The organism is Kocuria rosea, from assembly GCF_023715525.1.
GTDB classification, from domain to species: domain Bacteria; phylum Actinomycetota; class Actinomycetes; order Actinomycetales; family Micrococcaceae; genus Kocuria; species Kocuria rosea_A.
The window spans coordinates 1-26,374 of the sequence record NZ_JAMBOG010000016.1; the positions used below are offsets into that span (position 1 = coordinate 1).

A 26,374-nucleotide genomic window follows, 5' to 3' on the forward strand; every position below is an offset into this window, starting at 1 on the left:
CCCGGAGGGGCCGGGCCGGCGCGGCGCCGCGCCGGCCCACGGTTTGGGTGGCGGGGCGCGGCGCGGGGCGCTTCCGCTACATGGTCTCCGCCGGGGTCATGACCACGAAGACCTCGCCGTCAGGGCCGGCCACCACGGCCATCCGCCCGTACTCGAAGTCGGAGGGCTCCGAGCTCACCGAGCCCCCCGCCCGGCGGACGCGCTCGGCGGCGGCGTCGACGTCCTCCACCTGGAAGGCGACCGACCAGCCGGGCTGGGCGTCCCCGGCGTCGGGGGCGGGCCCGCCGATCCCGCCGGCGGGCTGCTCGCCCCCGGGAACGGTGAACAGGGCGTAGGGCATGTTCTCGTCGCCGATGTCCTGGTAGGTGTAGCCGAAGACCGTACGGTAGAAGTCCTGGGCCGTGGCGGAATCCGCGGTCATCAGATCGCACCAGGCGACCGCGCCGGGCTCCTCGACGCGGTTGAAGCCGGTGTGCTCGTGGGACTGCCACAGCCGGAACTCCGCCCCCGTGGGGTCGGTCCACACCCCCATGGACCCGAAGGGCCCGATCTCCATGGGCTCGAACACCGGCGTGGCCCCGGCCTCGACCGCCTTGGCGCCGTCGGCGCCGATGTCGTTCGTGGCCAGGTAGACGGACCACACGTGCGGGGCGGCCTCCATCCCCTCCGGGGTGGGGGAGAGGCCGGCCACGACCTCCCCGCCGGCCAGCGCGTTGCAGTACCCGCCGTACTCGGCCTGGGACTTGGTGAACGTCCAGCCCAGGACGTCCCGGTAGAAGGTCTGGGTGCGTTCCAGATCGCCGGCCATGAGGTCCACCCAGCAGGGCGTGCCGGCGGGCCAGGGGTTCGGGTTCGTGGTCATGAGACGGGTCCTTCCGGGAGCGTGGAGAACGGTCCTGACAGAGGCCTGCGGCGTGCTGCTCGCACCGCCGCATGCTGTGACCTCCGACACCTCCGATGCTAGGACCCGGCCCGGACGCGCTAAGGAAGTGCCCGGAAATGCGTCGTCGCCGACCGGTTGCACCGGTGGCCCGGCGGGTCTGTACTGCGTACACCACGTCGTTCTCGCGAGAAGGAGCCCCGCCATGAGGATGATGCTGCTGACCGCCGGCTCCCGCGGGGACGTGGAGCCGTTCGCCGCGCTGGCCCGCCACGCCTCCGCCCGGGGCCACGAGGTGCGGCTCGGTGTGCCGGAGAACTCGGGGGTGGACCTCGCCGGGATCGACGCCGTGGGCCTCGACGTGGACTTCCGGGCCCTGGTCCAGGCGCACGGGGTCTCGCCCTGGACGGCGGTGCGCCACTTCCGCACCGAGGTCGGGCCCGGGATGCGGAGGATGCTCTCCGCCGCGGTGGGGGCGACGCTCGCCTTCGGTCCGGAGCTCGTCGTCCACCACCCCAAGGTCCTCACCGCACCGTCCGTGGCGGACGCCCTGGGGGTGCCGCACGTGCGGGCCGAGCTCGTCCCCGTGGCCACGCCCACCCGCGAGTTCCCCGCGCCGGGCGTGGTGAACCGCGACCTCGGTTCGTTCAACCGGTGGACGTACGCGGCGGCGCCGCTGGCGGGCCGGATGTTCCGGGGCGACGTCGAGCGGGCGTGCGCGCAGCTGCCCGGCGGACGAGCGCCGTCTCCCGCCTCGGCACCCCGGGCCTCCCTGGTCGCCGTCAGCCCGCAGCTGCTGCCGCGCCCGGTGGACTGGCCCGACACGGCGCACCTGACCGGGGCCTGGCGCGAGGAGGGCTCCGTGCCCGACCTCGACCCGACCGTGGAGGAGTTCGTCCGCAGCGGTCCGCTGCTGGTGGCGACCTTCGGCTCCATGGTCGCCGGCGACCCGGTGGGGCGGGGGCGGGCGGTCCTCCAGAGCGCCCGCGCGCACGGGCTGCGGACCCTGTTGCTCACCGGGTGGGGCGGGCTCGCGCTGCCGGACGACGGTCGGGGGGAGGACGTCCTCGCGGCGGCGTCGGTCCCGCTCGACGCCGTGCTCCCGCACGCGGCGCTCGCCGTCCACCACGGCGGGGCGGGCACGGTGCACGCCGTCGCACGGGCGGGCGTGCCCTCCGTGGTGGTGCCCTTCCTCGCCGACCAGCCCTTCTGGGGGCGGCAGCTGCGGGCGCGGGGCCTCGCGGCCGCGCCCATCCCGCAGAAGGCGCTGACGACGACGGCGCTCACGGCCGCTGTCGCCGACGCCCTCGCCCGCCGGCCCCGCGCGGAGGGCGTCGGACGGGCCATCCGGCAGGAGCACGGTCTGCAGAGGGCTCTGGACGTCCTGATCGCCTGCTGAATTCCGAAACGCACAGAATACTGATTGTGTTCGATTTTCTTTTTTATGTTCTATTTGCGTGCTGGAAGGGCATAATCCTGCGCGGGACATTTCTGTGATGTGCGCAACTCGCTTTTTCCGCAAGGCCCGGCGGCGTGCTCACCAAACCGTCGGTGGACTCCGCCGCTAGTCTCTGTTCCATGCGATGCCATGGACCCAAGGGGCGTCGACCCACCGGGTGCCTGGAGGCTCCCGCCGACGGAGGGAACACCACGTGGAGCTCGTTACGGGCGCAGTGCCACTCTGGCTGATGGTCGCCGTCGCTCTCGTCGGCGCTCTCGTCGGGGCACTCCTGCCCGCAGCGGTGCACCGCTACAGCCCCGCAGCGGAAGGCGCGGAGCCGACGTCCCGCGTGCTGCTGGCTGCCGTGACCACGGCGCTCTTCACGCTGATGGTCACCTTCTTCGGGGTCTCCTGGCAGCTGCCGGCGTACCTGTTCCTCGCCGCCGTGGCGGTCGTGCTCACGGTGATCGACCTGCGCCACCACCTCCTGCCCAACGCCGTGGTGGTCCCCTCACTGGGCATCGGCTTCCTGCTCCTGACCTGTGCTGCCACGGCTGAGGGCGCCTGGGGTGCCCTGGTGCGTGCTGTGCTGGGCGCTGTCGTGCTCTTCGTGCTCTACCTCGTCCTGGCGCTGATCTCGCCGGCTGGCCTGGGCATGGGTGACGTCAAGCTCGCGGCCGTGCTCGGCCTGTTCCTGGGCTACCAGGGATGGGGTGTCCTGTTCGTCGGTGCGCTGCTGGCCTCGGCGCTCGGTGCGGTGGCGGGGCTGGCCGTCCTGGCGTCCCGGCGCGGAGGGCTGCGCAGCGACGTGCCGTTCGGGCCGTCGATGCTGGCCGGCGCCCTCGTGGCGGTCGTGTGGGGGGAGCGGCTGGTCCGGGAGTACCTGCGGACCAGCGCGTTCTGACCACAATTAGGGGGACAAGTGGAGCATCTGGCCGGATCCATGAAGACGAATGAGTCTCTGATCAGGCATTACGTCCTTTTTTAACGTCCCCCAAAGTGTATGCAAAGAAATGGTTGTTGATATGTCTTTGCTACAGCTAATCTCATTTACAGGTCAGTAGCCCGGTACGGGGAGCCAAGTACAGGCAACACCGACAAAAGCTGACGACCCATCTCCTTACCCCCTTTTTCTAAGGACACATCATGCTGCCTCTGCTCATCACCATCCAGACCTTCTTCGCCAACACTGCCGACCGCCTCAAGGGTGAGCAGAAGGGTGCCACCGCCGTCGAGTACGGCCTGATCGTCGGGGTCATCGCGGTCGCCATCCTCAGCTCGCTGCTCCTTCTCGACGGTCAGCTCGACACCCTGCTCACCACCATCGCGAGCAAGATCAAGGTCAGCTGACCTACCAGGTTCATTCCATCGCGCCGTGGTGCCCTGCGCTGGGTGCCACGGCGCGACACATCCCAGGATCGAGGACACACGTGCGCAGATTGCAATCGGAGCGCGGAGCTGTAGCCGTTGAGTTCGCCTTTGTGGTGCCGCTCCTGCTGTTGATTCTGCTGGGCATCATCGAATTCGGTCGGGCCTACAACGTCCAGATCAGTCTCACCCACGCGGCACGGGAAACCGCCCGCACCATGGCGATCAAGACTGTTTCGGCCACTGAGGCCGACCCGTGGGCTGCGGCGGTAGCAGCCGGCAAGGCCGCAGCCCCCGCACTGGACGGGACCAAGATGACCTTCACGAAGCCGGCTGCCTGTTCGGTGGACCCCACCATCGACGTCGTCATCACGTACGACTACGGCACCCTCACAGGAGTTGTCGGTGCCATGACGCTTCGAGGAAAGGCGGCCATGCAATGCGGCGGCTGACCGTTCGTCTGGAACGCCTTCGATCGGCGCAAGATCGGAAAAATGAACGGGGTGCGGTGGCCGTCATTACTGCGTTCAGCTTGGTCGTCCTGCTCGGGTTCGCAGCCATCGCCATCGACGTCGGCATGCTCTATCAGGAGCGGGCGGAACTTCAGTCCGGTGCCGATGCCGCTGCGCTTGCCATTGCCCAGGACTGTGCGGCTGGACGAACGAATTGCAGTACACCGGCCGACACTGCACAGGCCTTGGCCAACGCCAACGCCAAGGACGGCGCAGCTGCCGTCGCGGAGGCTTCGGTATCCACCGCCACCCGGACCGTGCGCGTGCAACTGAAAACGCGGGAGAAGAATGGTGCCGGCGCTCTCGCACTGTCCTTCGCACCCCTTCTCGGGATCGACTCAGCAACGGTTGGCGCCGCGTCGAACGTTCGGTGGGGCGGTGTCAAGACCGGCATCGCGTTCCTGCCCATTGCCTTCGACCAGTGCGAGGTTCAGTTCACCGGCGTGGACGTGGTCATCGGCATGCAGGACAACAAGAACTCCCAGGCGTGCGCCGGTGCGGCCACTGGTTCGCCGGGTGGATTTGGCTGGTACAAGCTGGCCAAAAGTGACAACGACCCAGCCTGCAAGAAGGCAGTGGGCGCACCAAGCACGGTCTTCGCCGACACAGGGGCCAACTTCCCCAAGAGCTGTCAGGACGTCTTGGACGAACTGCTGAAGAAAACTACAGGCAGCACCCTCGTGTTTCCGGTGTACGGCACGGTGAGCGGCACGGGAGCCAATGCGGAGTACGGCCTGACCGGGTGGGTGGCGTTCGAGGTCAAGGGCTGGAAGCTCACCGGCAATCAGGAGCACAACTTCCCGGGTTGCGGCACCGGTCCAGACAAGTGCAACAAGGGCATCTACGGCCGCTTTGTCAAATACGTCACTCTGGACGACTCATTCGAGCTCGACCCCACCCTGCCCCCCACCAATGGCCTGGCCACCGTTGAGCTGATCGACTGACCGCCACCGCTCCACCACCTCCCATCTCCTGAGGACAACACTGTCGTGAAGATCCGTATCATCGCCGGCGCGGTGATGGCCGTCCTGGCCCTCGCCGGCCTCGCGCTTATCACCAATTATGTCGGCAACGCTGACGCCCGCGCCCTGGACAACCAACAGCCGCGCGAGGTCTACCTGGTGACCGCTCCCATCGCGCAGGGGACCCCGGTCGAGGAGCTCCGTGAGTTCGTCGAGCTCCAGACAGTTCCGGCCGTTATCGTTCCCGACGACGTTGTCACCGACCTCGAGGACTTCAAGGGCAAGGTTGCCGGCGTGGATCTCGAACCGGGTGAGCAGCTGCTGGGTTCTCGCCTGGTCGACCCGCAGGCCTTGGAAGCACCGGGGACCGTTCCGGTGCCGAAGGGGATGCAGGAAATCACCGTCCAGCTCGACGCCCCTCGTGTGGTGGGTGGCCAGCTCACGGCCGGGGACACCGTCGGTGTCTTCGTCTCCTTCGAGGGCGAGGGTGAAGGCACAGAAGAGGCCAGGACTACGCAGGACCTGCACAACGTACTGGTCACCTCCGTGCAGGGTGCCCCGAGTACCGTCCCCTCCTCCGAGGAAACGGCAGCAACCGGCAACGAGGCACCCGCGGTGCCGGAAGGTTCGATGCTCATCACGCTCGCGGTCAAGGCTGACACTGCCGAGAAGGTCGTGTACGCCTCAGAATTCGGCCGCATCTGGCTGTCCCTCGAGTCCGAGGACGCCGAGCGGAACGACGACGGTGCGACCAGGGGTGATTTCAAGTGAGCCGATTCCTCCTGGTCACCGCCGACCCGAAGTATGACGCACATTTCCGCTCAGCCGTTGAGGGCCGCATCCCGGGTGACATCCAAACCGTCTTCGACACCGCCCTGCCTTCTACGCCGGACGAACTCTTGGGTCGCTCCGTCGGAGACTTTCCCACAGTGGTGCTGCTCGGCCCAGGGGTGGATCTCCACGAGGCGATGCGCTTGGCCGGGGTCTTCGACATCCGGCGTCCAGAGGTTTCCCTCGTGCTGGTCGCACCGGGGGACCCCGGCTTGGCAGTTGCGGCCATGCGATCGGGCTTCCGCGATGTGCTCGACCTAGGCGCCGATGGCGACGGGATCCTGAGCCTGGTGACCAGGGCGGTCAACGCCGCTGAGTTCCGTCGCCGGGCCATGCCGTCCGTCGACGGCGCTTACCGCGACCTCACCGGGCCGCGCGACGACAGCCGCGTCGTCGTCGTGACCTCACCTAAAGGCGGGGTCGGCAAGACCACCCTTGCCACCAACCTGGCAGTGGGCCTGGGCCGGATCGCTCCGATGAACACGGTCATTGTCGATCTGGACGTTCAGTTCGGCGACGTGGCCGCAGCGCTGCGCCTGGCTCCCGAACACTCCTTGACCGAGGCGGTCACGGGGCCGGCGGTCGACGACGCCCTGGTGCTCAAGACGTTCCTCACCGTCCACCCAGCTTCCATCTATGCCCTGTGCCCCCCGGCCAATCCAGCCGAAGGTGAGCTGGTGGGTGCCGCTCAGGTCACCCGCCTCATCGACCAACTGTCCGGGCAGTTCCAGTACGTCGTCATCGACACCGCCCCGGGGATGGGCGAGCACGCGCTCGCCGCCCTTGAAGCCGCCACCGACGTGGTGTTCGTCACCGGCATGGACGTGCCTGGAGTGCGCGGCCTGCGCAAGCAGATGGACCTCCTCGGGGAGCTGTCCCTGATCCCAGAGAACGTCAGGGTCGTCGTCAACGCCGCCGACCGCTCCACCGGGCTCACCGTTCAAGACATCGAGGCCACCATCAGAACCCCTGTGGATTATGTGATCCCTCGTTCTCGCATGGCCGCCTATGCCACCAACCGTGGGGAACCTCTTCTAATGCACGCACCCAAAGACAAGGCTGCGAAGCAGCTGCAGGCCCTTGTGGCCTCCTTCAACCCCGACCGTCCCGCTCCCAGGAGGGGCATTCATCGGAAGGCCTTGGTGTCACGATGAAGCTTGCAGAACGTCTCGCCGCCGCCCGCGGTGACAACACCGACCACGCTGTTCCCGTAGAATCCCAACCGCTTCCCACCTCGGGAGAGAGCACTTTCGAGAACCTCACGGCCGTCTTTGAGGAAGCAGCCGCCGAAGCCCTCAGCGATTCCGCTGCGGAGGAACATGCCGAGGATCCGACGCTCATCGTTTCTGCGCGGGCGCCGATGCGAGTTGAGCCGCAAGCCGTGCAGACACGCGCCGCCCACGGGAAGTTCGACGCTCTTGGCGCGCTCAAGCAGCGTGTCAAGCAGGAGCTGCTCGATCGCATCGGCTCTCGCCAGTCGGACTCCAGTTTGTCCGAAAAAGATTTAAAGGACTTCGCCACCAAGGAGCTCACCCGCATCGTCGCCGAGGAGAAGGTGCCGATGTCCTCCGAGGAGCGGGTCCGCCTAATCCGCTCGGTCAGCGACGACGTGCTCGGCTACGGACCGCTCCAGGAACTCCTGGACGACGAGTCCGTTACCGAAATCATGGTCAACGGACCCAACCAAATCTTCGTCGAACAGAAGGGCAAAGTCACGCTCTCCGAGTCGACCTTCGCCTCCGAGCAGGACCTCCGCAACGTTATCGAGAAGATCGTCACCCAGGTGGGCCGCCGCATCGACGAGTCCTCGCCGCTGGTCGACGCACGCCTGCCCGACGGCTCCCGCGTCAACGCCATCATCCCGCCGCTGGCCGTCAAGGGCTCCTCGCTGACGATCCGGAAGTTCGCCAAGGATCCGCTCACCATCGAGGACCTCATCCGCTTCGGATCTGTCACCCCGCAGATGGCGGACCTGCTCCGTGCGTGCGTGGAGGCGCACTTGAACATCCTGGTCGCCGGCGGCACGGGGACCGGCAAGACCACGATGCTCAATGTCATGTCGTCCTTCATCCCCCAGGGGGAGCGCATCGTCACGATCGAGGACGCGGTGGAGCTGCAGCTGCAGCAGGAGCATGTGGTTCAGCTGGAGTCCCGCCCCGCCAACATCGAGGGTAAGGGTGAGATCTCCATCCGCGACCTGCTGAAGAACTCGCTGCGGATGCGACCCGACCGGATCGTGGTCGGTGAGTGCCGCGGCGGCGAGGCCCTGGACATGCTGCAGGCCATGAACACCGGCCACGACGGGTCCTTGTCCACCATCCACGCCAACTCACCCCGCGACGTCATCTCACGACTGGAGACCCTCGTCATGATGGCCGGCATGGAACTGCCGCAGAAGGCGGTGCGAGAGCAGATCGCCTCGGCGATCCACGTAGTCGTTCAGCTGTCCCGCCTGCGCGACGGCACGCGCCGCGTCACCCACATCACCGAGGTTCAGGGCATGGAGGGTGAAACCGTCACCCTGCAGGACGCCTTCGTCTTCGACTGGGACGCCGGAGTGGATCCGCGCACGGGCCGTTTCCGCGGCACGACCAAGTCCACCGGGGTCCGTCCCCGTTTCGTGGACAAGTTCGAGGACTACGGCATCAAGCTGCACCCGTCCGTCTTCGACCCCGGGCGGCGTTGATGTCGTCCTTGTTGTCAGGTTTCGGCCTGCTCGTGCTCGCCGGGCTCGTCGGTCTGTTCATCGTCTTCCGCTCCCGGACCCCACGTTTGCCGATGGACCGACGACGCCCCCCTCGCGCAGCGAGGGACCAGAGCCCGTCGCAACTGTCCCGGATCACGGGGATGACCACCGAGGCGATCTCGGAATTCCTCGAACGGCGCGGATGGACGCGGAAGGTGGCCGGCGCTCTGGAGAATGCTGGGATCAAGTCCTCCCCGGCCGACTTCCTGGTGCTCGTGGCGGTGGCGGCAGTGACCGCCGCTGCTGTGGGCGCCCTCGTGGGCGGCATCATGCTGGGACTGCTGTTGTTCCTCGCCGCGCCACTGGTGGCCAAACTGCTCGTCGGACTGATGACCACGCGACGCAAACGCATCTTTGCCGACCAGCTGGACAACACCCTTCAGCTCTTCTCGGGTTCTCTGCGGGCGGGCCACTCCTTGCTGCGAGCCGTCGACGCGGTTGCCCGCGAGTCCCCAGCGCCGACATCGGAAGAGCTCGCCCGGGTGGTCAACGAGACACGCCTGGGCATGGAGCTCGACGACTCCCTGGACCAGACCGCCAAGCGGATGGACTCCGACGACTTCTCCTGGGTCGCCCAGGCCATCGGCATCCACCGGGAGGTCGGTGGAGACCTGGCCGAGGTGCTCGACCGGGTCGCGGGCACAATCCGTGAACGCAACCAGATCAAGCGGCAGGTCAAGACGCTGTCGGCCGAGGGGAAGATGTCCGCCTACATCCTCATGGCTCTCCCAGTGCTGATCGCCGGCGTTCTCTCGATCATCTCGCCCGAGTACATCTCCCAGTTCGTCACCAATGGTCTTGTCGGGTATGCCCTGATCGTCATTGCCGTGCTGATGTTCGCCGTCGGCGGGTTCTGGATGTCCAGAATCGTCAAGATCCGTTTCTGATGCCTTCCCTCTCTTGCCTCTGAAGGACGTTCCCGATGCCGTCGATGACTTTTGCACTCGCCCTGATCTGCTTCACCGGTGCTGCCGTTCTGGCCATCTGGCTCGCGGTAGGTGCCCGGTGGGGCGGCGACCGGGCGGTACGCCAGAACCTCAAGGCCGGCTTCGCCCCCTCAGAGGCCGAGAAGATCCGCAACGCCCCGGACTTCGGCTGGGCCCGGCAGTTCACCACGGCCAAAGGCCGTGAGCGTCTTGAAGTGCTCTACGCCAAAGCCGGACGGCCTGTGAACTGGCCGATCGCCCGGCTGATGGCATACAAGGTTTACGCCCTCGCGGCGGCTGTCATGGTGTCGCTCCTGCTTCTGCTCCTGAGCGGCTTCAACAACATGATGGTCCTCGTCACGGTGGTCATGGTGCCGGTTTCCTACTTTGTGCCGGACTTGTTGCTGCACTCCCGCGGGATCGAGCGGCAGAAGGAGATCAGCCTTCAACTGGCCGATACCCTGGACCAGATGATGATCGCCGTCGAGGCCGGGTTGGGCTTCGAAACGGCGATGGATCGCGCTGGGCACGGCGGCAAAGGGGCGCTGGCCGAAGAACTCGTGCGCACCCTCCAGGAGATGAGGGTGGGCATTCCCCGCCGCGACGCCTATCTGGCCCTGGAAGAACGGACCGATGTTCCGGATCTCCGGCAGTTCACGCGGGCAGTGATCCAGGCCGATGCCTACGGCATTTCCATCGCCACGGTCCTGCGCACCCAAGCCGACGAAATGCGCGTCAAGCGACGTCAACGGGCGGAGGAAGCCGCCCAGAAAATTCCCACCAAGATCGTCATTCCGTTGATGCTGTTCGTCCTTCCGGTCCTGTTCCTCACCGTGCTCGGACCCGCCGTGCTCAACGCAATGAAAATGATGCAGTGAGATGAAACTCAAAAGCACTGCGGCGACCTCACCGGCGCTCCGCACAGTCGGCCGTCGGGTTCCTGTGCTGCCGGCCCTCCTTGCTGCAGTTTCGCTGTCGGCCACCGGCCTGCTGGTGTTCCAGTGGACGGTCGACTCCCCGGCTGCTGGCTTCAGCGGGGACGTCCAGCACGAAGATCCCGGCGCGGTGAGCGCTCCTGCCCCCCTGGGCGTCTCCTCGCTCCCGCCCGACGACGCCCGAGCAGCCGGTGACCCTGGCGCTCACAGCGCAGTGCGAGGCCCCGAGACCTGCGGCAACCTGCAGACCCGCGCTCGCGTCTGCTCCCCCTCCCTCGGCATCGACGCCATGCTGGAAGCGGTCGGAACGGACGAGTCCGGGAACCTGGCGGTGCCCACGCGCGAGGACCACGCGGCCATCGGCTGGTACTCCGCCTCCGCCCCGATCGGCGCGGAGGAGGGCAACACCGTGCTGGCCGGACACGTGGACTACCCGTACTCCGCCCCCGCCCTGGGCACGCTCTACACCGCGCAGCCGGGACAGAAGCTGTGGATCTCCGACGGCACCGGGAACGTGCACTCCTACACGGTGGTCGCGGTGCGAGAGCCGACTCCGCGGACAGAGCCGCCGATGGACGTCTTCGCACTGACCGGGGAGCCGGGGCTGTCCCTGATCACCTGCTCCGGCGACTACGTCCAGCCCGACGGGTCCCCGACGTGGTCGTACACGAACAACCTGATCGTCGACCTCGCCCTGGACCCGGAGACCGCTTCCGTTCCATGACGCCGTGGCGCTGCGGCTCGTCCACCCTTATGGGCACATCGGCCGTAGCACTGCCTCTTTTCAGGACGGCGAATCCTCCATGCAATTACATTAGTTAATGCCGACGTGCTCTCCGCCTGCCCACCGGCCTCCCCATCCTTCAAAGGAGTACCCCCATGTCCTGCTCCGCCCGTGCCCACCGCGCCCGGCCCCTGGCCCTCGCGGTGCTTGCCGGAACCACCACGGTGACCGGCACGCTCGTCACCGCGCTCCCGGCGCTGGCCGCCCCCGTGGCGATCGAGGCCTACGCCACGGAGATGCCGGTCGGCACTCCGGCCACCGGCGCCGACCACTACTTCCACCGGGTGACGCTGAGCAACGGGGACACCGCCTACGGCATCAACGAGGACCAGCCCTTGGCCCCGGCCGAGGAACTCGTCCTCGACGACGAGGACTACACGGTGGCCGAGCCCCTCGACGACCCTGAGGGTGGATGGCGGGACGTGGTAGGGGAGAAGGTCGGCGATCACCCTGTGTACTGGGAGCCGGAGAAGGCCGCCCTGGCCGGCTACATCCTCTCGGTCTTCGGCGCGACCGAGGACGCCGACGAAGCCCTGGCCGTGCACTGGGCGGTGCGGTCCCTGGCCACGGCGGACAGCCCGGCACCGGAGCGGTCCGGGCTGCAGCGGGCCCATCTGGAGCGCGCCGAGGTCATGCTCGAGGAGGCGCGCGCCACCGTCGCCTTCCTCGCTCCGCGGGACAGCTACCGCACCGACATCGTCGTCGACGCCACCGGCCGCCCCACGCACCTGACCGTCCAGCTGCCGGAGATCTACGAGGAGGTCACCGTGACGCTGGAGGGACCGGTCACGTTCGCCGACGGGACGGCGACGCAGCACATCACCGGCGGGCCGCGGGAGCAGGAACTGGAACTGGTCGTGGATGAGGGGGCAACCGTCGGGAGGATCACCGCCGAACTGGCGGCGACCATGCCCTCGACCGAGCTGGTCGTCCTGGCCGACGACGAGCACCGCGACCTGTTCATCGCCGGCCAGGACCGCACGGTCACCTGGTCGGCGGACGCCGCCTTCGCGATCACCGAGTCCGCCAGGCCGGGCGACGACGTCCGCGACGGCCAGACGCCCGCTCCTGATGGCAAGAACACCAGCACGCCGGCCGATGAGGGAACGGACCAGCACGCCGACGGCGCCGACGAAACGGCCGGACCGGGCGCCGACGGAGGCGCTGAGTCCGACGTCGACGAAACTGCCGGATCGGGCGCGGACCGGTCCGTCCGACCCGTTGTCGAAGGGCCCACTGGGCCGGTCACGGACGGAGATCCCGATGACGGCACCGGCCTTCCGTGGACAGTGAGCGAGAACGAGACCGGGCAGAAGGTCACGACGTCTCTGGAGGCCTTCGTCCTGTTCGAGGAGCAGACCAGCACGCACACCGAAGTCGTCACCGAGACCACCACGAGCCTGGGTGCAGGGGGCGCGGCCTATGCGGACGTGGTCATGGCTGACACCGGTATGGGCGCTTCGCAGCCGGCGGGTGCCCGGAGCGCCGGCGCCCCGGTGCTCCTCGCCGTGATGGCGGTGGCTGCCGGACTCGGATCCTGGGCTCTGCGCCGCCGGACGCCCTCGGGCCGCGCGAAGCATGCGACGGTCTCGTGAGATTTTCATCGGCCGGCCACGGCCGGCATTCGCCGCCCCTTCCACCTTCAGTACTTCGGGAGATCCCCATGGTCCGCCAGACTCGAGCCGCAGTTGCTGCCGCCCTCACCCTCGTGACGCTGACGGGGTGCGGCGGCGCCACCGCCGAGGCGACGCCCTCGCACGTCTACAGCCCACTGCCCCCGTTCACGACGGCGACGCCGACCAAGAGCCCGTCGCCCGAGGCGTCGTCCAGCCCCTCGGCGACGCCGTCGCCGTCCCCCACGGCCGCGTCCTCGGAGGCGGCCGTGGCCGGTGCCCAGGGCGGCACTGCCGAGCTGGGTGCGCCGGCACAGCCCTCAGTGCCGGAAGGCGCGGTGGTGCAGATCCCCGTGCCGGCGCCTGTCGCTGGGTCCGGCGCGATCGGTGGCGACCTCCCGGTCCAGGCCACCGAGCGGACCTCGTCCAGCACCACCACGACCACGTCGACCACTCTCGAGGCCCGCGTGTCGGTCGTCGTCACCTGCGAGGGGCAGTGCATGCTCGACGACCTCTCCGCCCCCGAGCTGACCGGTGAGGACGGCCCCATCGCACCCGATCTCCTGCAACGGGCGCTGGAGGAGGAGCTGAGCCGGCAGAGCAGTGACCGGCCACTGGTCACCGACGACCTGACCGAGCAGCTCACCCGGGCGGACTGGGAGCTGGCCGACCGATTTCTCCAAGGCGGGCAGGAGAAACTGATCTTCTCCTCGGCTCGGAAGTAGCCCCGTTCGCGATCGACGGCGACCTGGGACGACAGAAGGCCCCCGGACCGATTCGGTCCGGGGGCCTTCTGCTGCTGGTCGGGATGACAGGATTTGAACCTGCGACCTCGTCGTCCCGAACGACGCGCGCTACCAAGCTGCGCCACATCCCGTGAAGCCTCCGGCGTCCTGCCGGAAACAACTGCTCCATCATAGCGGTCCGCCCGCACGGGTGCGAAATCGGCGCCCCGCCACCGTGTCGCACCTCCGGCTCCGCTCGTCCCGGCGGGGCCGTTCCCCTTCCCAAAACCGCCGGAACCGTTGCGTCCCCCCTGGTCAGGTGGGACTCTGTGCATGTCACCGCATCAACCGGTGCTCGAGGACCGCTCACGGTCGAGCCCCCGATCGGCCCCTGCCCCGGGAGGACCCATGTCCCACCACACCAGCCGACGGGCCGCCGCCACGGCCCTGGCGGGCGCCCTGGCGCTCGCCGCCCCGGGTGCCGTCGCCGCGCCCGCCCCGGAGAAAGGGGCCGGGCCGAGCGGCACCGCGATCACCCAAGCGGTCTCCGCGGAGCAGGTGACGGCCCACCTCAAGGTGCTCCAGGCGGTCACAACCGCCAACGCCGGCACCCGCGCCTCGGGCACCCCGGGCTACCGGGCCAGCGTCGACTACGTGGTCGGCCGGCTGCGGGCCGCCGGCTACGCCCCGCAGATCCAGGCCTTCGACTTCCCGTACTTCGCCGAGGCCGTGCCGACGACGGTCACGGTGCCTGGTGCCGGGGGCATTCCCCGAAGGCTCTCGACCGAGGAGGCGGCCGTCATGGTCTTCTCCGGCTCCGGCACGGTCACCGCGCCCGTGCAGGCCGTGGACACCACCGGCGAGCGGATCGCCGGCACGAGCGGGTGCGAGGCAGAGGACTTCGCGGCCTTTACCGCGGGCAGCATCGCCCTCCTGCAGCGCGGCACCTGCTCGTTCGCGCAGAAGGCCGCCAACGCCCAGGCCGCCGGGGCCAGTGCGGTCCTGATCTTCAACACGGGCCTGCCGGAGGAGGAGGGCGTCGTCGCCGGCACCCTCGGTGAGCCCGGGCTGGTGTCGATCCCCGTGGTCGGCCTCAGCTACGCGGCGGGCACGGCGCTGCTGGGCGGCAGCGAGGTGACCGTGGCGGCGCAGACGGTCTCCGAGTCCCGCACCACGTACAACGTGCTCGCCGAGACCGGCACGGGCAGCCCGGAGAACACCGTCATGGTCGGGGCGCACCTGGACAGCGTGCCGGAGGGGCCGGGGATCAACGACAACGGCACGGGCTCCGCGGGCATCCTCGCCATCGCCGAGGCCCTGGCCGGGGAGCAGACCGCGAACCGGGTCCGCTTCGCCTGGTGGGGCGCGGAGGAGTCCGGGCTGCTCGGCTCCAAGCACTACGTCGCCGGGCTCAAGGCCGGAGACCCCGCGGCGCTGGAGGACGTCGCGCTGTACCTGAACTTCGACATGATCGGCTCCCCGAACTACGGCCGCTTCGTCTACGACGGCGACCACTCCGCCTTCCCGCCCGTCCCGACCCCGGAGGGTGGCACGGTCACCGCGCCGGCCGGGTCCGCGGCCATTGAGGCCGCGTTCCACGAGCACTTCGGCTCCGTGGGCCTGGCCTCGGGCGAGACCGAGTTCAGCGGCCGCAGCGACTACGGCCCGTTCATCGCCGAGGGCGTCCCCGCCGGGGGGCTGTTCACCGGCGCCGAGGGGATCAAGACCGTGGAGCAGGCGGCCCTGTTCGGCGGGCGGGCCGGCATCGCCTACGACTTCTGCTACCACCTGCCCTGCGACGACGTCAGCAACGTCAACGCCCAGGGCCTGGAGGAGATGACCGATGCGGCCGCCGCCGTCGTGCTCCGCTTCGCCACGTCCGTGCAGGAGCTCGAGGACGGGGTCGCCGCGCCGGACCAGGACGCGACCGGGGACGCGGGCACCCGGGACCAGGGGCAGGGGATGGGCTCCCGGGCTCACGAGCACGCCGGCTCCTGACCTTCTCCCGGACCAGGCCCGGCCCGACGCGGGAAGGCCCGACCCCACAGTGCCCTCCAGCCCGGACATGTGGGTGTCGCCTGTTGACGCCGTGCGGGGGGAGTGGTGTCCTGAGCGGACATCGTCGTCGGGTCCGGGCTCCGGGCGCGGCCGGCGCAGCATCGGCCCGAGGATGTCGCATGGTCCGGTACAAGTCCAGCCTCTGGCTGGTGTCAGCGGCCCTGGCCGCTGCCCTGTCGCTGGCGGTCACCGGCGCCGCCACGGGTGCCGCCACGGGCGCCGACGACACCGGGGACGCCACGCAGAAGATCACCGAGGCGGTCTCCGCCGCCGCGCTGCAGAAGCATCTGCAGGCCTTCGAGGACATCGCGCAGGCCCACGGCGGGAACCGCGCGGACGGCACCGAGGGATACCGTGCCAGCGTCGAGTACGTGGTGGAGAAGCTGCGCGAGGCGGGCTACGACCCACAGGTCCAGTTGTTCCAAACCCCCTACTCCGACCACGACGACCACTTCGACCACTCGGAGCAGCGCGAGTCCTACAACGTTCTCGCGGACACCGGCTCGGGGGACCCGGCGAGCACCGTCGTGGTCGGCGCGCACCTCGACAGCGTCCCGGAGGGACCGGGGATCAACGACAACGCCTCCGGCGCCGCAGGCATCCTCGCCGTGGCCGAGGCTCTGGCCGGCACGGAGCTCCAGAACGCCGTGCGCTTCGCCTGGTGGGGCGCCGAGGAGATCGACCTGCTGGGCTCCCAGCACTACGTGGACGACCTCGCCGGGAACGACCCGGCAGCACTGGAGGACATCTCGCTGTACCTGAACTTCGACATGATCGGCTCACCCAACTACGGCCGCTTCGTCTACGACGGCTCCGGCGCCCCGGCCGGATCCCGGGAGATCGAGGACGCGTTCCACGAGTACTTCGACTCCGTGGGGCTGGAGGTGGGGAGGACCGAGTTCGACGACGGCAGCGACTACGCGGCCTTCGTCGACGCCGGAATCCCCTCCGGCGGGCTCTACACCGGGGCCGACGAGCTCATGAGCGAGCGCGACGCCGACCGCTTCGGGGGGCGGGCCGAGGAGCCCCACGACGCGTGCTACCACCGCTCCTGCGACGACCTGGCCAACATCGACCTCCAGGGATTCGAGCAGATGAGCGACGCCGCGGCGGCCGTCGTGCTGCGCTACGCGACGTCCGCCCACGGCACCGGGACCCCCGGGCTGCCGGCGACCGGAGCGCCGGGGGACCTGCCGGGGGCTCTCGCCCCCTTCGCCGCGGGCGTCCTCGCGGTGGGCGCCGTGGCCCTCGCCACTGCGGGGGCCGTGCGGCGGGACGGCAGGACCGCCGGGCATCCTCAGCGAGGACCTGATTGATCAGCAGTCTTATCAGTGCCATGCTGGGGCGCATGACTGCGACCGGAACCCGCCGCGGCGTACTCTTCGACGTCGACGGAACCCTCATCGACTCCAGCTACCTGCACACCGTCGCCTGGTGGCACGCCTTCAACGAGAAGGGCTACGACGTCCCGATGCACCGGATCCACCGGCTGATCGGGATGGGCACCGAGCAGCTGGTGGACGAGCTGCTGCCGGCCGACCGCGACAGGAGCGAGGACGACGCCATCGGCAAGGCCCACGGCACCCTGTTCTCCGTGCACTGGGCGGGGCTCAAGCCCACCCGCGGTGCGGCCGAGCTGCTGCGCCGCTGCGCCGACGAGGGGCTGGTGGTCGTGCTCGCGTCGTCGTCGAACGCGACCGAGGTGGCGGCCATGCGCGAGGTGCTGGGCTCCGACGAGATCCTCACGGCCGTCACGACCGCCACCGACGCCGACGAGAGCAAGCCCGCCCCGGACATCTTCGCCGCGGCGCTCGAGGCCGGGGACCTGCGCCCGGAGAACGCGATCGTGGTCGGGGACGCCCGCTGGGACGTCGTGTCCGCGCGCAAGCTCGGCCTGGACACCGTGTGCCTGGGCAGCGGCGGGATCAGTGACGCGGAGCTGCGCGAGGCCGGGGCGGTCGCCGTCTACGCCGACCCGCAGGACCTGCTCGAGGACTTCGGGAACAGCCCGCTCGCCCGCCTCCTCGCCGACGGCTGACCCCGGCGGCCACGGGACGGCCCGCGCCGCCGACGGGCTGCCGACCGTTTCGTTACGCCGCGGTCGGGGAGGGCCCGCCGCCCGGTCGTATCCTCTGAGCTATCGCGCCCGGAAGGGGGAGCCGCCATGACCTCCGACGACAAGCCCGTCCTCGTCTTCGACGTCAACGAGACGCTGTCCGACATGCGCCCGATGCACGGCACGTTCGAGGAGCTGGGGCTGCCGGGCCCGCTCGCGCAGACCTGGTTCGCGGCCGTGCTGCGGGAGGGGTTCGCGCTCGCCGTCCACGGGGAGTCACGGCCCTTCGCGGCCCTGGGCGACGCCGTGGCGCGCTCGCTGTTCGCCGTCCAGGCGCCCGACCGGGACGTGGACGAGGCGGTGGACCACATCCGGGAAGGCATGCAGCGCCTGCCCGTCCACCCGGACGTCGCCCCCGGCATCGAGGTCCTGGCCGGGGCGGGCTTCCGGCTCACGGCCCTGACCAACGGCTCCGAGGCCACCTCGGAGGGCCTGCTCGAGCGCGGGGGAGTGCGCCAGCACTTCGAGCACGTGCTCTCCGTCGACGACGCCCCCTGCTGGAAGCCCGCCCCGGAGTCCTACGCCTGGGCGAGCGGCGTCTGGGGCGTCCCGCTGGAGCGGGCCCTCATGGTCGCGGCGAACCCGTGGGACCTGCACGGCGCCGCCCGGGCCGGGATGCACACCGCGTGGATCGACCGCCACGGCGCACCCTATCCGCAGTACGCGCGCACCCCGGACCTGCGGGTCTGCGACCTCGTCCAGCTCGCGGCCCGGCTCGCCGGCGGCGCGGACGGCCCTAGAGCCTGACGACCATCTTCCCCGTGTTCGCCCCGGCCAGCAGGTCGATGAAGGCCTGCGGGGCCTCGTCGAGGCCCTCGCGCACGGTCTCGTCCCGGACGATCCGCCCGGCGGCCAGCCAGCCAGTCATCTTCTCGCGGAACTCGGGCGCCAGGTCCTGGTGGGCGCCCACCAGGAAGCCCTGCAGGCTCAGCAGCTTGCCGATCGCCAGGGCCAGGTTGCGCGGGGCCGCCGGCGGCTCCGTCGCGTTGTACTGGGCGATCGCCCCGCACAGGCACACCCGCCCGCCGGTGGTGAGCACGTCGATGGCGGCCTCGAGGTGGTCGCCGCCCACGTTGTCGAAGTACACGTCGATGCCCTCCGGCGCCGCCGCCCGCAGCTGCTCGAGCACTGGCCCGTCGTGGTAGTCGAAGGCGGCGTCGAAGCCGAGCTCCAGCAGGCGCGCGACCTTCGCGGGCGAGCCCGCGCTGCCGATGACGCGCGCGGCGCCGCTGAGCCGGGCGATCTGCCCGACGAGGGAGCCCACGGCCCCGGCGGCGCCGGAGACGAACACGACGTCCCCCGGCCGGAACCGGGCCGCGGCCATGAGACCGGCGTAGGCGGTGAGGCCGGGCATGCCCAAAGCGCCGAGCCAGGCGGAGCCCGGGGCCAGGGCCGGGTCGACGACGGTGACGGAGCCGGCGTCGAGCACCGCGTGCTCGCGCCACCCGGCGCCGTGCAGGACCGTCCGCCCCACGGCGACGTCGGGGCTGGCCGAGGCGACGACCTCGCCCACGGCCCCGCCCTCGAGGGGCCGGTCCACCTGGAACGGCGGGACGTAGGACTTCACGTCGTTCATCCGTCCGCGCATGTAGGGGTCCACGGACATCCACCGGTTGGCCACGAGGACCTGCCCGGGCAGGAGCTCGGGGAGATCCGCCTGCTCGAGCCGGAAGTTCTCGGGGGTGGGCCAGCCCTGCGGGCGGGAGGCCAGGACGATCTGGCGGGTGCTCCGGGGGGTGCCGGGGGGAGTGTTCTCCGGGGCGCTCATCAGTCCTCCACGACGGTCAGGACGACCTCGACGTTGCCGCGGGTCGCGTTCGAGTAGGGGCAGACCCGGTGGGCCTGCTCGGCGAGGTCCGCGGCGGTCCGCGGGTCCAGATCCGGGATGACGACCTCGAGGGCGACCTCGAGGCCGAACCCGCCCTGGCCGTCGGGGCCGATGCCCACGCGGGCGCCGACGCTGGAGTCGCCCAGCTCCACCTTCTGCTGCCGCGCCACCATCTGCAGGGCGGAGTGGAAGCACGCGGCGTAGCCGGCGGCGAACAGCTGCTCGGGGTTGGCGCCGTCGCCGGAGCCGCCCATCTCCCGGGGCACGGCCAGGGCGAGGTCCACCCGCCCGTCCGTGGTGCGGGCGCGGCCGTTGCGGCCGGCGCCCGTGGCGAGCGCTTCGGCGGTGTAGACGGTCTGCATGGGGCTTACTCCTCGGTGGGGATGGGGGTGGGGGCGGGGCCGGTGGATGTGGTGGTGGTGCGGGTGGAGGCGCTGATCTTGCGGGCGAGGCGGCGCAGCGTGGCGATCTCCTCGGGAGTCAGCCCCGCGGACTCCAGCACGCGGCGCTGCACCTGCGGTGCGCGCTCGCGCAGCCGCGTGCCGGCCTCCGTGAGGTGGACGGTGACCCGCCGCTCGTCGGCCCGGTCCCGGCGGCGCTCGAGCAGGCCGCCGTCCGCCATCCGCTTCAGGAGGGGGGACAGCGTCCCGCTGTCGAGGTGCAGGCGCGCGCCGAGGGCGGAGACGGTCGGCCCGTCCTGCTCCCACAGGGCGAGCAGGACCAGGTACTGCGGATAGGTCAGCCCGAGCTCGGCCAGCAGCTCGCGGTACGCCGAGGTCGTGGCGCGGGAGGCCGCGTACAGGGCGAAGCACAGCTGCTCGTCGAGCCGGAGGTCGGGATCCATGCCAGTACTGTCGCACACAACCCAGTTGTGCACAATACAAGTGGTCGCCGGCGGTGGCCCGGGAGGCGGGGATTGTGTCCCGGGGCGATCTGCGGGATGCTCGGGCCACGGGCTCCGAGCACCCGGAGGCCCCCACCGACCGAGGAGACGACCATGGACCCCATCTGCCCGTCCTGCGGCGGCCCCCTGCGGCAGATCCCCGAGGACCAGTGGCCCGAGGGCGGGCCGGTGCCGGAGGGCACCGTCGAGATGTACCTGTGCGACAGGACGAACCACCGGGTGATCGTGGCGGTGCCCGAGATCAGCGGATGACCGCTCCCGTCCCGGCCGCACCGGTCCGGCGGGTCGCCGTCGTGCACGGCTACGACGCCGCCCCGGACAGCCACTGGTTCCCCTGGCTGCGCGAGCGCCTCGCGGCCCGGGGCGTGCAGGTCGTGCTCGTGGAGCTGCCGGAGCCGTCCTTCCCGGAGGCCGGGGCGTGGCTCGACGCGGTGGGGCGGGCCGTGGGCGGGGTGGACGAGCACACGCACCTGGTCGGCCACAGCCTGGGGTGCATCACGGTGCTGCGCCACCTCGCCCGGCTGCCGCAGCCGTGGACGCTCGGGGGGATCGTGCTCGTCGCCGGGTTCACGGGCCGGCTCGAGAGCGTCCCGCTGCTCGACGACTTCCTCGCCGAGGACGTGGACCTCGCGGCGGTGCGCGCGAACACGCGCCACCGCCTGGTGCTGCGCTCCGACGAGGACCCCACCGTGCCGGCCGCGGCCACCGAGGAGCTCGCCGCCCGGCTCGGGGCCGAGCTGCGGGTCGTGCCCGGCGCGGGGCACTTCTGCGGCTCCGACGGCGTGAGCCGCCTGCCCGTCGTGCTCGACGCCCTCACCCGACCCGCCGGGTCCTGAGCTGCGCCGGCCCCGAGCCGGGGCGGGCGCTCAGTCGGTGAGCGTGAGCAGGACGGCCTCGGGCGGGCAGAACAGCCGGATCGGCGCGAAGCGGGAGGTGCCCAGCCCGGCGGAGACGTTGACCGGGACGCCGCGCTGGGTGATCAGCCCCTTGCAGCGGGCGGGCTCGAGGTCGCAGTTGCTCACCAGCGCCCGCCCGCCGGGCAGGCAGACCTGGCCGCCGTGGGTGTGGCCGGCCAGCACGAGCTGGGCGCCGTCCTCGGCGAAGCGGTCCAGGGTGCGCAGGTACGGGGCGTGGGCCACCCCGATCCGCAGGTCCGCCGTGGCCGGGTCCACGAACCCCGGGTGCTCGTCGTAGCCCAGGTGCGGGTCGTCCACGCCCGAGAGGTCCAGCACCCGCCCGGCGACCTCGAGCCGGGCGGCCCGGTTGATCAGCGGGGTCCAGCCGGCGGCGTCGAAGGCGTCGTGCATGGCCTGCGTGGGCAGGCGGGGCGCCTCGTCGCGGGACTCCCCGGAGGTGTCCCGCCACAGGTAGCGCACGGGGTTCTTCAGCCGCGGCGCGAAGTAGCAGTTGGACCCGGGCACGTAGGCGCCGGGGAAGCGGAGCAGCGGCTCGAGGATCTCCAGCAGCCAGGGCAGCGCGTCCAGGTGGGAGAGGTTGTCGCCGGTGTCCACCACGAGGTCCGGCTGGAGCCCGGCCAGCGAGTGCACGAACTCCCGCACCGAGCGCTGCCCCGGCCACACGTGCAGGTCGGACAGGTGCAGGATCCGCAGCGGCGCACTGCCCTCGGGCAGCAGCCGCAGCCGTTCCGTGCGCAGCTGGAAGCGCCGGCGCTCGACGAGGACGCCCCACGCGCCGAGGCCCGCCGCCGCGGCGGCGCCAGCCCCGGCCGTGGCGGCGGCCGCGCGCAGCAGGCCGGCCCCTCCGGGCGCGTGCCGGGGGCTCACGGAGGCCGCCACCTAGCCGATGGCCGTGCTGCCGTTGCGGCCCTCGAGCACCCGCTCGGAGGGCTTCTCGAAGTCCTCCGTGTCGTAGTCGCGGGCGATGTCCTCCATGAACCGCTGCCACTGGGCGCCGGCGTAGGTGGAGCCGTCCACCCACTCGGTGTCCGAGCCGCCGCGCTGGCCGCCGATGGACAGCCCGTTGAGGGACCGGGAGCCGAACTCGTAGTTGCCGACCCACGACGCCGTGGCCAGGCCGCGGGTGTAGCCGACCATCCAGGTCTGCGTGGAGTTGTCGGTGGTGCCGGTCTTCGCCGCGGAGGCCCCGGGCAGGCCGATGCCGCGCTTGTAGCCGGAGCCGCGCACGAGCACCTGCTCCAGGGCGTAGTTCACGCCGTCGGCCACGTCCTTGCTGATGACCTGCTCGCAGGAGGTCCCGGGGATGTCGTACTCCTTGCCGGTGTAGTCCACGACCTTCGCCAGGGCCCGGGGCTCGCACATCTCACCGCGGTTGGCGAACGCCGAGTAGGCGCGGGCCATCGTCATGGGGGAGATGTCCACCGAGCCGCCGAGCAGCGCGGAGAGCACGGTGGTGTCCACCGGGTCGCCGGTCTTGCCGTTGACGATGCCCAGCGCCTGGGAGATCTCCCCGATGTGGCACAGGTCCATCTCCTCCGCCATCGCGTAGATCGCGGTGTTGATGGAGTTGTAGATGCCGTAGTCCACGGGCATGGACCGGGTGTAGCCGGGGGAGGCGTTCTGGATCTCGTAGCCCTGGGAGTTGTCCCCGGGCTCGATCTTGTAGCCGCCCTCGAGGCAGGAGGCGTCCCACCGGTAGTCCGCGGGCCACCGGGTCTGGGAGGCGTCGACGACGTCCTTGACGCCCTTGCCGTCGTCGATCCACGTGGCCAGGGTCAGCGGCTTGTAGGTCGAGCCGACCTGGAAGCCGCCGGCGCCGCCCATCCACGAGTCCACGTTGAAGTTGTACGTGGTGTTGGAGTCGCCCTCGCCCGTGGAGTAGTAGGTGTTCTGCGCCATGGCCACGATGTCGCCGTTGGAGGGCTCGAGGGAGACCAGCGCGGTGGAGACCTTGTCCGGGTTCTCGTCCCGCGGCTGCGTGCGGTTGACCTCCTCCTCGGCCGTGCGCTGGGCGTCGGCGTCGAGGGTGCTGGTGATCGTCAGCCCGCCGCGCTGGAGGGTCATGAGCCGCTCCTCGGGGGTCTCGCCGAAGGCGGAGTCCTGGAGGATGGCGTTCTCGACGTAGTCGCAGAAGTACGGGGCCATCTCGGCGGCCGAGCACCCGGAGTTCGTGGGGTGCAGGTCCACCTCGACCGGCTCGGCGACCGCGGCGTCGTGCTCCGCCTGGGTGATGGACCCGGTGAGGAGCATGGTGTCCAGCACGACGTTGCGCCGCTCCGTGGCGGCGGCGGGGTTCGCGGCGGGGTCGTAGTAGTTGGGCGACTGGACCATCCCGGCCAGGACCGCCGACTGGGAGATCGTCAGCTCGGAGGCGGGGATGCCCCAGTAGTACTGGGCGGCGGCCTCCACGCCGTAGTTCTGCCCGCCGAAGAGCACCATGTTGAGGTAGCCCTCCAGGATCTGCTCCTTGGACAGCTCCTGCTCCATGGACAGCGCGAGCTTGATCTCCTTGATCTTGTCCGCGTAGCCCTTGTTGGCACCCAGCGTGGACGCCTCCTCGCCGGCCCGGTCCTGGGCGTCGATGATGAGGTTGTTCACGTACTGCTGCGTGATCGTCGAGGCGCCCTGGCGGGCGTCCGGGCGGATGATGTTGTTGCCCAGCGCCCGGATGATGCCCTTGAGGTTCACCCCGCCGTGCTCGTAGAAGTCCCGGTCCTCGATGGACAGCAGCGCGTCCACCATGTGGGGGGAGATCTCCTGGAGCGGGACGGGCGTGCGGTTCTGCGCGTAGAAGGACGCGATCTCGGTCCCGTCGCGGGCGACGAGCGTGGAGGCCCGGGACATCGGCCCGGTCTCCATCTGCGCCGGGAGGTCCTTGAACCACCCGATCGAGGCGTTGGCGGCGAGGCCCGTGGCTGCTGCGGGGGGCACCAGGAGACCGGCGGCCACGATGCCGGCGACGATGCTGGTGGCGATGAACGCCACGACGTTGCCGAGGGCCGACGGTGCCTGCGAGGCAGAGTTCTTGCGGGAAGCCATTGGTGCAGTCTACAAGCGCAACCGTGGTGGACCCTGATGTGGGGACGGTCACGGGTGCCGCGCGCCCCGCCGCTGGTGGCTACGCTGGGCGCATGACTACCTGGGAATACGCCACCGTGCCGCTGATGATCCACGCGACCAAGCAGATCCTCGACAACTGGGGCCAGGACGGCTGGGAGCTCGTCACCGTCCTGCCCGGCTCGACCCCCGCCGACGTGCCCGCGGGCAACATGAACGCACCCGTCCAGACCAACCCCATCGCCTACTTCAAGCGGCCCACGAACTGACGCGGACCGGACCGCGCAGAGATCCCGGAGGACTTCATGAGCAACGGCTCCACCGTCGAATCCCGCCTCGCCGAGCTCGGCCTCGAGCTCCCGCCCGTGGCGGCCCCCGTGGCCGCCTACGTGCCCGCCGTGGTCACCGGCTCGTGGGTGCACACCTCGGGCCAGCTCCCGTTCGTGGACGGGGCGCTGCCCGCCACCGGCAAGGTCTCCGCCGACGGCGCGGAGGGGAGCGTCTCCCCGGAGACGGCGCACGAGCTCGCCGCCCGTGCCGCGCTCAACGCCGTGGCGGCCGTCAAGGACCGCATCGGCGACCTGGACCGGGTGGTCCGCATCGTCAAGGTCGTCGGCTTCGTCGCCTCCGACCCGGCCTTCACGGGCCAGCCCGGCGTGGTCAACGGCGCCTCCGAGCTGCTGGGCCGGATCTTCGGCGACGCGGGCGTGCACGCGCGCTCCGCCGTCGGCGTGGCGGTCCTGCCGCTCGACTCCCCGGTCGAGGTGGAGCTGGTTGCCGAGTTCAGCTGAGCACCCCGAGCGGACCTCGGGCACCGGCCGCCCGCCGGTCGTGCGGTACTTCGAGGTGCCGGAGCGCCACCGCGAGGCCGCGCAGGCGTGGCTCGAGCGCGGCGCCGGGATCCCGAGCAGCACGCCCGCCCCGGCGGCGGCGGTGGTGTTCGTCCGGGACGGGGAGCGCGGCGTCGAGACCCTGCTGACCTACCGCCCGGGCACGTCCCCGCTGGGCACCATCGGCTTCCCGGGCGGGAACGTGGAGGCCCACGACGACGACCCGCTCGACTGGGCCGGGCCGACCCCGGTCGAGTGGGCCCGCAGGCTGGGCACCGACGACGTCGGCCGCGCCCGCCGCGCCGTGGTCGCCGCCGCCCGCGAGGCCTTCGAGGAGACCGGGGTGCTGCTGGCCGGGGCCGACCCGATGAGCACGGTCGAGTCCGTGGAGGGCGCCGAGTGGATGCGCTCGCGCGAGGCGCTGGCGCTGGGGGACGTGTCCCTCGCCCAGGTGCTGGGCCGTCGCCGGCTCCTGCTGCGCTCCGACCTGCTCCGGCCCCTCGCGCACTGGGTGACCTCCGACTTCGTCCACCGCCGCTACGACATCCACTACTTCGCCGCAGTGGTCCCGGACGGGCAGGCCGCGTCCCTGCTCGAGTCCAGGGGCATCTGGGGGCGCTGGGTGGACGCCGGGCAGGCGACCGCCGAGCCCGGCGGCACGTGGCTCGGGGACCTCGTCGGCCAGGAGGACACCGCGGGCCGCCGGCTCGCGGACCTCGTCTCCCCGGGGGTCCAGTGCGTGCTCGAGTCGATCGCCGAGTGCTCCTCGGCGATCGCCTTCCTGGCCCGGAAGCGGACGGTCGCGCTGCGCAACCCGGTGCTCGAGGTGCGCGACGGGCAGCCCGTGCTGCGCATCGACCTCTCCTGAGCCGCCCGCACCGCGGCCGCGCCGCACCCCGGACGCGCCACGGCCCGGGTCCCCGCGGGGACCCGGGCCGTGG

28 protein-coding genes and 1 tRNA gene are annotated in these 26,374 nt (G+C 70.6%); 22 read left to right on the forward strand and 7 right to left on the reverse strand.

Annotation, left to right across the window (positions count from 1 at the left end; all coding sequences use genetic code 11):
* Nucleotides 1–76: 76 nt before the first annotated feature.
* Nucleotides 77–862, reverse strand: coding sequence for a VOC family protein (locus M3185_RS11865; protein WP_251333891.1), 786 nt, complete (start codon nt 860–862; stop codon nt 77–79).
* Between the two features lie 223 nt (nt 863–1,085).
* On the opposite strand from M3185_RS11865, the gene M3185_RS11870 reads away from it, so the two are divergent.
* The 13 genes from M3185_RS11870 (at nt 1,086) to M3185_RS11930 (ending at nt 13,723) form a co-directional block, all read left to right on the forward strand.
* A complete protein-coding gene (locus M3185_RS11870; RefSeq protein WP_251333892.1) occupies nt 1,086–2,279 on the forward strand; it encodes a glycosyltransferase in 1,194 nt (397 codons plus the stop codon).
* Nucleotides 2,280–2,568: 289 nt separating this feature from the next.
* A complete protein-coding gene (locus M3185_RS11875) occupies nt 2,569–3,225 on the forward strand; it encodes a prepilin peptidase (protein WP_251333893.1) in 657 nt (218 codons plus the stop codon).
* A gap of 242 nt (nt 3,226–3,467) precedes the next feature.
* Nucleotides 3,468–3,671, forward strand: coding sequence for a Flp family type IVb pilin (locus M3185_RS11880; RefSeq protein WP_251333894.1), 204 nt, complete (start codon nt 3,468–3,470; stop codon nt 3,669–3,671).
* Nucleotides 3,672–3,751: 80 nt separating this feature from the next.
* Nucleotides 3,752–4,141 (forward strand): TadE/TadG family type IV pilus assembly protein, encoded by a 390-nt coding sequence (locus M3185_RS11885; protein WP_251333895.1) that lies wholly within the window; start codon nt 3,752–3,754, stop codon nt 4,139–4,141.
* Nucleotides 4,129–5,145: a TadE/TadG family type IV pilus assembly protein gene (locus M3185_RS11890; RefSeq protein ID WP_251333896.1), complete on the forward strand. Its 1,017-nt coding sequence runs from the start codon at nt 4,129–4,131 to the stop codon at nt 5,143–5,145. The genes M3185_RS11885 and M3185_RS11890 overlap by 13 nt, the downstream gene beginning before the upstream one ends.
* Nucleotides 5,146–5,190: 45 nt before the next feature.
* A complete protein-coding gene (cpaB, locus tag M3185_RS11895; RefSeq protein WP_251333897.1) occupies nt 5,191–5,934 on the forward strand; it encodes a Flp pilus assembly protein CpaB in 744 nt (247 codons plus the stop codon).
* Nucleotides 5,931–7,148, forward strand: a complete 1,218-nt coding sequence (locus M3185_RS11900; RefSeq protein WP_251333898.1) for an AAA family ATPase — start codon at nt 5,931–5,933, stop codon at nt 7,146–7,148. Before cpaB ends, M3185_RS11900 begins: the two co-directional genes overlap by 4 nt.
* Complete coding sequence (locus M3185_RS11905; RefSeq protein ID WP_374238503.1) at nt 7,145–8,680, forward strand: CpaF family protein; 1,536 nt, start codon at nt 7,145–7,147, stop codon at nt 8,678–8,680. The genes M3185_RS11900 and M3185_RS11905 overlap by 4 nt, the downstream gene beginning before the upstream one ends.
* Nucleotides 8,681–8,841: 161 nt before the next feature.
* Nucleotides 8,842–9,627 (forward strand): type II secretion system F family protein, encoded by a 786-nt coding sequence (locus tag M3185_RS11910; protein ID WP_251333899.1) that lies wholly within the window; start codon nt 8,842–8,844, stop codon nt 9,625–9,627.
* Nucleotides 9,628–9,662: 35 nt separating this feature from the next.
* The gene (locus tag M3185_RS11915; protein ID WP_251333900.1) at nt 9,663–10,544 is read left to right on the forward strand and encodes a type II secretion system F family protein; all 882 of its coding nucleotides are present in this window, start codon (nt 9,663–9,665) and stop codon (nt 10,542–10,544) included.
* A 187-nt stretch (nt 10,545–10,731) separates the two neighbouring features.
* The gene (locus M3185_RS11920; protein ID WP_251333901.1) at nt 10,732–11,325 is read left to right on the forward strand and encodes a class F sortase; all 594 of its coding nucleotides are present in this window, start codon (nt 10,732–10,734) and stop codon (nt 11,323–11,325) included.
* Between the two features lie 155 nt (nt 11,326–11,480).
* Nucleotides 11,481–12,980 carry a hypothetical protein gene (locus M3185_RS11925; protein WP_251333902.1) on the forward strand — a complete coding sequence of 500 codons (1,500 nt, stop codon included), beginning with the start codon at nt 11,481–11,483 and terminating at the stop codon, nt 12,978–12,980.
* 68 nt (nt 12,981–13,048) lie between these two features.
* The gene (locus M3185_RS11930) at nt 13,049–13,723 is read left to right on the forward strand and encodes a hypothetical protein (RefSeq protein ID WP_251333903.1); all 675 of its coding nucleotides are present in this window, start codon (nt 13,049–13,051) and stop codon (nt 13,721–13,723) included.
* A 75-nt stretch (nt 13,724–13,798) separates the two neighbouring features.
* Here M3185_RS11930 and M3185_RS11935 read toward each other — a convergent pair.
* A tRNA-Pro gene (locus M3185_RS11935) sits at nt 13,799–13,875 on the reverse strand.
* Between the two features lie 256 nt (nt 13,876–14,131).
* Between M3185_RS11935 and M3185_RS11940 the strand changes: the two genes are divergently transcribed.
* The 4 genes from M3185_RS11940 to M3185_RS11955 all read left to right on the forward strand — a co-directional run bounded on the left by M3185_RS11940 (nt 14,132) and on the right by M3185_RS11955 (nt 18,644).
* Nucleotides 14,132–15,721, forward strand: a complete 1,590-nt coding sequence (locus tag M3185_RS11940; RefSeq protein ID WP_251333904.1) for a M20/M25/M40 family metallo-hydrolase — start codon at nt 14,132–14,134, stop codon at nt 15,719–15,721.
* Nucleotides 15,722–15,900: 179 nt separating this feature from the next.
* Complete coding sequence (locus tag M3185_RS11945) at nt 15,901–17,097, forward strand: M28 family peptidase (RefSeq protein ID WP_251333905.1); 1,197 nt, start codon at nt 15,901–15,903, stop codon at nt 17,095–17,097.
* 32 nt (nt 17,098–17,129) lie between these two features.
* Entirely contained in the window at nt 17,130–17,819 is a 690-nt protein-coding gene (locus M3185_RS11950; RefSeq protein ID WP_251333906.1) for an HAD family hydrolase, read from the forward strand.
* A gap of 126 nt (nt 17,820–17,945) precedes the next feature.
* Entirely contained in the window at nt 17,946–18,644 is a 699-nt protein-coding gene (locus M3185_RS11955; RefSeq protein WP_251333907.1) for a haloacid dehalogenase type II, read from the forward strand.
* Here the strand turns inward: M3185_RS11955 and M3185_RS11960 are convergent.
* The 3 genes from M3185_RS11960 to M3185_RS11970 are packed head-to-tail and all read right to left on the reverse strand — an operon-like array spanning nt 18,634 to nt 20,569.
* A complete protein-coding gene (locus M3185_RS11960; RefSeq protein ID WP_251333908.1) occupies nt 18,634–19,665 on the reverse strand; it encodes an NADP-dependent oxidoreductase in 1,032 nt (343 codons plus the stop codon). The genes M3185_RS11955 and M3185_RS11960 overlap by 11 nt on opposite strands.
* Nucleotides 19,665–20,087, reverse strand: coding sequence for an organic hydroperoxide resistance protein (locus M3185_RS11965; protein WP_251333909.1), 423 nt, complete (start codon nt 20,085–20,087; stop codon nt 19,665–19,667). The genes M3185_RS11960 and M3185_RS11965 overlap by 1 nt, the downstream gene beginning before the upstream one ends.
* A 5-nt stretch (nt 20,088–20,092) precedes the next feature.
* Nucleotides 20,093–20,569, reverse strand: a complete 477-nt coding sequence (locus tag M3185_RS11970; RefSeq protein ID WP_251333910.1) for a MarR family winged helix-turn-helix transcriptional regulator — start codon at nt 20,567–20,569, stop codon at nt 20,093–20,095.
* Nucleotides 20,570–20,722: 153 nt separating this feature from the next.
* Between M3185_RS11970 and M3185_RS11975 the strand changes: the two genes are divergently transcribed.
* Both M3185_RS11975 and M3185_RS11980 read left to right on the forward strand, forming a co-directional pair.
* On the forward strand, nt 20,723–20,881 hold the full coding sequence (locus M3185_RS11975) for a hypothetical protein (protein ID WP_251333911.1): 159 nt from the start codon (nt 20,723–20,725) through the stop codon (nt 20,879–20,881).
* Nucleotides 20,878–21,465, forward strand: a complete 588-nt coding sequence (locus M3185_RS11980; RefSeq protein WP_251333912.1) for an RBBP9/YdeN family alpha/beta hydrolase — start codon at nt 20,878–20,880, stop codon at nt 21,463–21,465. The genes M3185_RS11975 and M3185_RS11980 overlap by 4 nt, the downstream gene beginning before the upstream one ends.
* A 30-nt stretch (nt 21,466–21,495) precedes the next feature.
* On the opposite strand, the gene M3185_RS11985 is transcribed toward M3185_RS11980, so the two are convergent.
* A complete protein-coding gene (locus M3185_RS11985) occupies nt 21,496–22,413 on the reverse strand; it encodes a metallophosphoesterase (protein ID WP_374238504.1) in 918 nt (305 codons plus the stop codon).
* A gap of 12 nt (nt 22,414–22,425) precedes the next feature.
* Nucleotides 22,426–24,585, reverse strand: a complete 2,160-nt coding sequence (locus M3185_RS11990) for a transglycosylase domain-containing protein (RefSeq protein WP_251333913.1) — start codon at nt 24,583–24,585, stop codon at nt 22,426–22,428.
* A 92-nt stretch (nt 24,586–24,677) separates the two neighbouring features.
* Between M3185_RS11990 and M3185_RS11995 the strand changes: the two genes are divergently transcribed.
* From M3185_RS11995 to M3185_RS12005, 3 genes are read left to right on the forward strand one after another with little or no spacing between them, the layout of a single operon-like run.
* The gene (locus M3185_RS11995; RefSeq protein WP_251333914.1) at nt 24,678–24,872 is read left to right on the forward strand and encodes a DUF4177 domain-containing protein; all 195 of its coding nucleotides are present in this window, start codon (nt 24,678–24,680) and stop codon (nt 24,870–24,872) included.
* A gap of 36 nt (nt 24,873–24,908) precedes the next feature.
* Nucleotides 24,909–25,394 (forward strand): RidA family protein, encoded by a 486-nt coding sequence (locus M3185_RS12000; RefSeq protein ID WP_251333915.1) that lies wholly within the window; start codon nt 24,909–24,911, stop codon nt 25,392–25,394.
* Complete coding sequence (locus M3185_RS12005) at nt 25,378–26,301, forward strand: NUDIX hydrolase (protein ID WP_251333916.1); 924 nt, start codon at nt 25,378–25,380, stop codon at nt 26,299–26,301. Before M3185_RS12000 ends, M3185_RS12005 begins: the two co-directional genes overlap by 17 nt.
* Nucleotides 26,302–26,374 lie beyond the last annotated feature (73 nt).